At 39.2% G+C, this 7,175-nt stretch carries 5 protein-coding genes; 1 reads left to right on the top strand and 4 read right to left on the bottom strand.

The window, feature by feature from the left end; genetic code table 11:
- Window positions 1-645: 645 nt before the first annotated feature.
- The 3 genes from HYG88_RS07645 to HYG88_RS07635 all read right to left on the bottom strand — a co-directional run bounded on the left by HYG88_RS07645 (window position 646) and on the right by HYG88_RS07635 (window position 4,113).
- Window positions 646-2,622 (bottom strand): choline BCCT transporter BetT, encoded by a 1,977-nt coding sequence (locus tag HYG88_RS07645; RefSeq protein ID WP_178882835.1) that lies wholly within the window; start codon window positions 2,620-2,622, stop codon window positions 646-648.
- A 153-nt stretch (window positions 2,623-2,775) separates the two neighbouring features.
- Window positions 2,776-3,471: an ion channel gene (locus HYG88_RS07640; protein ID WP_005155251.1), complete on the bottom strand. Its 696-nt coding sequence runs from the start codon at window positions 3,469-3,471 to the stop codon at window positions 2,776-2,778.
- A gap of 45 nt (window positions 3,472-3,516) precedes the next feature.
- On the bottom strand, window positions 3,517-4,113 hold the full coding sequence (locus tag HYG88_RS07635) for a TetR/AcrR family transcriptional regulator (RefSeq protein ID WP_050041930.1): 597 nt from the start codon (window positions 4,111-4,113) through the stop codon (window positions 3,517-3,519).
- 85 nt (window positions 4,114-4,198) lie between these two features.
- Here HYG88_RS07635 and HYG88_RS07630 point away from each other — a divergent pair, with 85 nt between their 5' ends.
- Complete coding sequence (locus tag HYG88_RS07630) at window positions 4,199-5,407, top strand: oxygenase MpaB family protein (RefSeq protein WP_178882834.1); 1,209 nt, start codon at window positions 4,199-4,201, stop codon at window positions 5,405-5,407.
- Between the two features lie 51 nt (window positions 5,408-5,458).
- Here the strand turns inward: HYG88_RS07630 and HYG88_RS07625 are convergent, their stop codons facing one another.
- Complete coding sequence (locus tag HYG88_RS07625; RefSeq protein WP_178882836.1) at window positions 5,459-7,174, bottom strand: cation acetate symporter; 1,716 nt, start codon at window positions 7,172-7,174, stop codon at window positions 5,459-5,461.
- Window position 7,175 lies beyond the last annotated feature (1 nt).

Here is a 7,175-nt window from a genome sequence, read left to right as displayed (position 1 = left end):
CGCTCAAATAAACTTCGAGAAATTTCTACCATTCAATCAATGAAATATTTTCGATCGATCAATCAGTAAAAATCCACACAAGTTGTTCTTCTATTCTCTTAATGATCTTCTCGATGATTCGTCATCATCAAGCTAGGTCGGCTATGTTACTCTAATCTAAATTAAAGTCAACAGGTAATTTAGATATTTTTAAAACCCACCAATCAACCCAAGAATCTAACTAATCTAGCCAAATCCTTGTTTCTCAACAAGTTTTTATCTGCATCACCGCCGATGGATGTGCATTCTACACCATTTCAAAACACACGCAAGCACTTTTAGAAAATTTAAAATTCGGTTGTTTTTTTTTTAAACTTCAACCTACCTAATTTACTGATTTATATAATTTAAAATCTATTAATTATCTTAAAAGTGAATTTAAATAGACTAACTAATTGAAATTAAAACAGTTTATTTGAATTATGTTTTTATTATCAGCAGAAAAGCATTTTTATTTTTATATTTAGCTTTTATTTTAAGCACCTTACTCCATGCAAAAATTTGTCTCATATTCGATTGATGTTTGAAACTTCACCACCCAAAATAAAAACAACGGCTTTGATCGTTCAAAACCGTTGTTCTCAGTATTGCAATAAGTACTTTCTCTTAAGGAGTACTCCCTCTCACAATATTCAAGAAGTATAGATGACGTTCATATTGATCAATAATGTCTTGGATTAAATCTTCTTGCGTCCAATCCATCACATCATAGTTTTGTCCACCCTCTCTTAAAAAGACTTCTGCTTGAAAGTAATTGGCTTCATCTTCTTCTGCTCGTCCCAACATAAAGCTAGGTGGAACAGTGGCATGCGAAACCACTTTATAGATAAAGTTAATTTCATGGTGATGATCGACATGCAATTGCAGACCATTTTCGATTTCACGAATCTCCACTTCCACGTGACGGCGTTTGAATTCACGCTGAATACTTTCAAACGCTTTACGTACCTGTGTCTCGATATAGTGCTGAACTTCAGTTTCAGTATGCGGATAATGCATGATTAAACCTAAACGCTGCTGCCAACTGCGTGGATTATTAATCGCTCGCGGTGTAATTCGCGCTTCCTGAATCGCATTCATTTTGGTGACATCCAACTTCAAGGCTTTGAGTAAACCCCAACTCATCAGCAACATAATAAAAGTAAAAGGCAATGCACTCATAATGATGGAAGATTGCAATGCCGATAGACCACCAACCAACAATAGGATAATGGCCAATGCTGCCATCAACACCGTCCAAAACAAACGTTGCCATGTGGGAGAGTTTTCGGTTTTAGCGGTGAGATAATCAGTAACCAGCGCACCCGAATCCGCTGAAGTCACAAAGAAAAGCATCACCAATACGGTCGCCAGTAAACTCATCACCCCTGAAAATGGCAAATGATTCAAAAACTCAAATAACGCAACTGATGAATCACTTTGTACGGCTTGAATGAGACTGACATTATGTTCTTGCATAATGTTAAACAGCGCGGCATTACCCAAGAACCCCATCCAGATGATGGTAAAACCAGTCGGAATCAGCAATACACCCACAATAAACTCACGGATGGTTCGGCCGCGCGATACACGGGCAATAAACATCCCCACAAATGGCGACCATGAAATCCACCATGCCCAATACATAATGGTCCAACCGCCAATCCAGCCATTCGGTTGATAAGCATAGAGGTTAAAGGTCATACCAAATAGGTTCGACATATACGAACCCATGTTTTGAATGGTCGTTTGTAGTAGATAGATACTTGGGCCAGCAATAAATACAAAGGCTAAAAGAACCAAAGCCAAAACCAGATTCAGCTCAGAAAGACGTTTTACGCCTTTATCCAAACCGAGAAATACTGACATTGAAGCGAGAATACTGACAAAGACAATCAAACCCACTTGGACTTGGCTATTTTGCTCCACTCCAAATAAATAATGTAAGCCAGAATTAATCTGAGTAACACCAAAGCCTAAAGAGGTTGCTACCCCGAAAACCGTGCCGATGGTGGCAAAGGTATCAATACTATCGCCCCAAGGACCATAAATCTTCTTACCAATAATAGGGTATAAGGCTGAACGGGTTTTTAACGGCAGATTATGACGATAAGCAAAATAGGCCAAAGCCAATCCGACCACGGCGTAAATTGCCCATGCATGTAAACCCCAGTGGAAAAAGGTAATCCTTAAGGCTTGTTGTGCAGATGCGATACTTTCAGGATCACCACTCGGTGGGCTGACATAGTGCATCACAGGTTCTGCAACACCGAAGAACATCAAACCGATGCCCATACCTGCGGTAAACAGCATAGCAAACCACGAACCATTGCTATATTCAGGTTGGCTATGATCTGGTCCTAATTTGATTTTGCCGCTGGCCGAACAGGCAATATAAATCAGTAAAATCAAAAACACCGCAACAGAGAGGACATAGAACCAGCTAAAGGAATCTGTAATCCATTGCTTCAGTTGTTGTGTCAGAAATTCAAAGGAACTGGGTGCGATAATGACGATTGCGATAAAAATCGCAATGATAATCACCGTGCTTAAAAACACGTTTGGATTCACATTCGCAAACTGCGAAGATGGCTTGGAAGGCATAATTCCCCCATATTTTTTTAATGATAATGACAGACCCTAAGGATCAAATAAGACATTCACAAGGTGAACAAAAGCGAGTTTAAATTTTGCAAAAACTCGGTATAAATTATAAAAAATGTGAAAAATAAAGCAGTTGTAATGCTGTAACTGTATTTATTCTTTATCGCTCGATTGCTTAGGCAAATGGGCAATGTATTGTAATGCAATTAATCGAGAAACCACGACAGCGAGATACATCACCCCACCAAACATTTGTAGCATGGTTAATACTCTAGCGGCTGGGCTAATTGGCATCAAATCAGATAAACCCGTTGCTGATTGCAGACTAAAACTCAGAAATAATAAATCGAGCCAAACTTGTAAATCTTGTGGCTGATTTGGGTTTTGAAAACTATGGGGTAAAAGCAACTGGCAAATACTATATAAAAAGGCGAATGCCCAAGCGATGAGGGTAAAAACTGCACCTGCAGCAAATAATTCATCTTTGGTGAGATAACGATCTGCAAACATATAACGTAATAATCCATAAGCCGCATAAAAATACGCTAATGCTTCAAAACTATAAGCGATGATTTGGATTTTTGAATTGTCATAGCCAATAAAAATTAAAATTGAAAATAGAAAAGCACCACTGACAAAGACTAAGCCCCAAAATGTGAATACTGGTGTTTGGCGAATGACCTTGGCAATAATTAAGAGAGCTAAAACACCTAGTGACCAAGTTAAGGCACGATATTCACTATCTCCATAAGTCAACATCGCCATAACTAATAATGCCAATTGCACCAACAACAACCACGCAGAAGGTAATAAACGAAAACTGCCCCAAAATTGTTTTAAGCTTTGCATATTGTTTTCCATGTGATTGTTATGATTTTCATTAAGTTAATAGCATCACACTGTATCTAAAAAGGCAACAATCATTTTAGAGAGTTCTTGTTGCAAACGCTGTTCTTCAATTAAAAAGGTATTTTTACTGGCATAACGCATCATGGTAAATAAGGTACTGTTAATAATCACAAAAGACTTGTGTTTTAAAGTCTCAAAATCCCAATGGGGGTAATAACGTCCAAATAAGTACATACCCACTTCCAAGAAATGCTGCTCTAATACTTGTGCCGCTTCTGAATCACTATAGGCATGCCAATTTTTTAAGATTTCGATAAAGAAACCATGATCCGATTTCAATGATTCAAAACCAAAAGCGATACTTAATGTGATGATGTCTTGAATAGCTGTTTGTTGTTGGAGCATCACTAACTGCTTTAGTGCTTGCCCTAAATTTTCGCTTTTACGTAACAATAGTTCAGCAACAATCTGTTCTTTATTTTCAAAATATTGATAAATTGATCCAACACTTACCCCTGATTTTTCAGAAATTTTAGGTGTTGTTAATTGTAATACACCATATTCAGAAATACATTTTTGCGTTCCCTCCAGAATACTTTCGACAATCATTTTTGCACGTTGCTGCTGGGGTCTTTTTCTCATGTTCAGCCTTTATTAAAACGCGAATTGAATACGAATATTTATTCATATTAAGCTTTGATTAAATAACAATCAGGGGCTTTATGCAATGCAAAGCATCGTTAAACCTAAACGCTTAGCAGCGTTTGAAGACATGATTCAATCAAATATTAAAACCAAAATTCTTGGTTATATGACGCATCAACAAATTCAACCGAATTATCAAGAATATCTCTCCTTGAACACAGCATTGCAAAGTGGTGACGCGCCCATGGACGAACTACTGCTTTGGATACTTCAAAATCCAAAACTGCATCGTAAGTACTTTGAAACTGCGCTATATCAAGGTCTTGAGAAAGTACCACATGAGATTGCTGAACTGACCACCTTCTTCCAGTTAGTGGAACAAAAACCTGATTGGTACGACCAAGCCAAAGTCGATGAAGCACTTAAATTTACCTATCGCCTAGGCATCAATAACGGACTGATCCTACGAGATCTATCGCTAATGACAGGTTATTTGTACCCTGGTTTTAATCAACCTCTAGTCCTGACAGGTGCACTAAAAAAACAGGCGGGAACACGCTTAGCCGAAACAACTAAATGGTGGGTCGATATCACCGAGCAAGATGGGTTTGAACGTTTTAGCAAGGGCTTTACCTCAACGATTTTTGTGCGTTTTATTCATTCGCTGGTGCGTCATCAACTGCAAAAATCTGAAAAATGGGATGCTGAAACTTGGGGTTTGCCTATCAATCAATATGATCAGGCCATGACCAATATTGCCTTTAGCGGTGTGGTATTGCTGGGTATTCGGGCTTTGGGGATTTTTCCAAACAAGCAAGAAATTGACAGCTTTTTACATTTCTGGAAATACGCAGGCTGGTTGATGGGCATTGAAGAAAAATGGTTAGTGGATAATGAAGCTGATGGCTGGAAACTCATGTACTGGATGCAGTTTGCACATCCTCAATCTGATGAGAGCAGTATTTCTCTTGGCTCTAGTCTTTCCAAAGAACCCTTTGAACGGAAATATCGCTATCTGCGTTCTTTTCAGCAAAAACTCGCCTATAAGCAACACCTCGAAATTACCCAGTTCTTTATTGGTCGCAAGAAAATGCAGAAATTGGGTTTAGCACCACAGTCAGCCTCATGGTTTGCTTATTATTTAATTGGTCGCAATCTAGCACTCTATACAGGTGCCAAACATATCCCAAAATTAAATCAACTGCTTGAAGAAAAAGGACGGCATTTGCAACGAATCGGTTTGTCACTCTATCGTAATCAAGCGCAACAACTGGCCAGTATGCATCAATAATAGAAAAAGCCCTCAAATGTTGAGGGCTTTAATTCTTAGGATTCGATCTACTTAGTGATCAGATGCACCAGAGATACCAATACCTGTTTGTGAACGAACAAACTGAGCATCGAACGCTTTACGCTCTTTCTCTGCACGAGCTGATTTGTCAGTTACTGAGAAGAACCAGCAGCAAAGGAAAGATAATGGCATCGCGAAAATTGCAGGACCATTGAATGGATTCACTGGGGTGTCTGAAATTTTCAACGTGTCAACCCAAACTGCTTTAGAAAGAATGATCAGGGTTACTGCAGTTACTAGACCAACAACACCACCAATCACTGCACCACGTGTCGTTAAACCTTTCCAGAACATAGACAATACAAGTACTGGGAAGTTTGCACAACATGCAACCGAGAATGCTAAACCAACCATGAACGCAACGTTTTGTTTTTCAAACAAGATACCAAGAATCATGGCAAAGATTGCTAAACCTAAAGTTGCAATTTTTGACATACGTAATTCAGATTGAGGCGTAGTTTGACCTTTTTTGAATACGTTTGCATATAAGTCATGTGAAATCGCAGAAGCACCTGAAAGTGTTAAGCCAGCCACTACAGCAAGGATTGTTGCAAATGCAACTGCTGAAATGAAGCCCATGAACAAGTCGCCACCAACTGCATCACTTAAGTGAACCGCAGCCATGTTGTTACCACCAACCAACTCTAATTTACCTGTTACCGCTGCTTTAGCGACATCAAGGAACTGAGGGTTGTTAGAAACGAATAAGATCGCACCGAAACCGATAATGAAGGTGAGCAGATAGAAGTAACCAATGAAACCTGTTGCAACTACAACTGATTTACGAGCTTCTTTCGCATCTTTAACAGTGAAGAAGCGCATTAAGATATGTGGTAAGCCTGCTGTACCAAACATTAATGCAAGACCAAGTGATAACGCATCAATCGGGTTTGCAGCCAATTTACCAGGCCCCATGATTTTTGCAGCTTCATCCCAGCTAATGCTGTGAGATTGGCTATACACACCAATCGCTTGATTGAACATGTTTGAGAAACTAAAGCCAACAGCTTTCATTACCATGAATGCCATGAATGTTGCGCCACTGAGTAACATTACGGCTTTAATGATTTGTACCCAAGTGGTTGCTAACATACCACCAAAAATTACGTATGCCATCATCAACAAACCGACGATTACAACCGCAATATTATAGTTCAAACCAAAAAGTAATTTGATTAACTGACCTGCTCCTACCATTTGAGCAATCAGATAAAATGCAACCACAACTAAAGAACTTAATGCAGCTAAGGTACGAACTGGTTTTTCTTCCAAACGGAAAGAAACTACATCAGAAAGATTATATTTACCTAAGTTACGTAAACGTTCAGCAACAAGGAAAAGTACGATTGGCCAACCGACCATGAAACCAAGTGAATAGAGCAAACCATCAAAGCCTGAACTGAACACAAGTGCTGAAATACCGAGGAACGATGCGGCTGACATATAGTCACCTGCAATCGCTAAACCATTTTGGAAGCCACTAATTCCACCACCTGCGGTATAGAAATCAGCTGTATTCGTGGTTTGTTTTGCTGCCCACTTAGTAATAAACAAAGTGAAACCAACAAAAATGGTGAACATGATGATTGCATGCCAGTTCGTTGCCTGTTGCTCTGCTGCACCTAAATCAGGGCCAGCAAATGCAACTTGAGAACAACATAGGCTTGCAAGCGCGAACAGTTTCGCTTTGAATGACGTCCCTTTCATC

Origin of the sequence: Acinetobacter sp. SwsAc4 (assembly GCF_013391535.1) — a bacterium.
Lineage (GTDB): Bacteria > Pseudomonadota > Gammaproteobacteria > Pseudomonadales > Moraxellaceae > Acinetobacter.
The sequence above is the reverse complement of the archived record's forward strand: the minus strand, read 5'-3'. Positions and strand labels throughout refer to the sequence as shown.

Coding starts and splice junctions, on each gene's coding strand:
- HYG88_RS07645 (WP_178882835.1), bottom strand. CDS start 2,622: ATGCCTTCCAAGCCATCTTCGCAGTTTGCGAATGTGAATCCAAACGTG.
- HYG88_RS07640 (WP_005155251.1), bottom strand. CDS start 3,471: ATGCAAAGCTTAAAACAATTTTGGGGCAGTTTTCGTTTATTACCTTCT.
- HYG88_RS07635 (WP_050041930.1), bottom strand. CDS start 4,113: ATGAGAAAAAGACCCCAGCAGCAACGTGCAAAAATGATTGTCGAAAGT.
- HYG88_RS07630 (WP_178882834.1), top strand. CDS start 4,199: ATGCAAAGCATCGTTAAACCTAAACGCTTAGCAGCGTTTGAAGACATG.
- HYG88_RS07625 (WP_178882836.1), bottom strand. CDS start 7,174: ATGAAAGGGACGTCATTCAAAGCGAAACTGTTCGCGCTTGCAAGCCTA.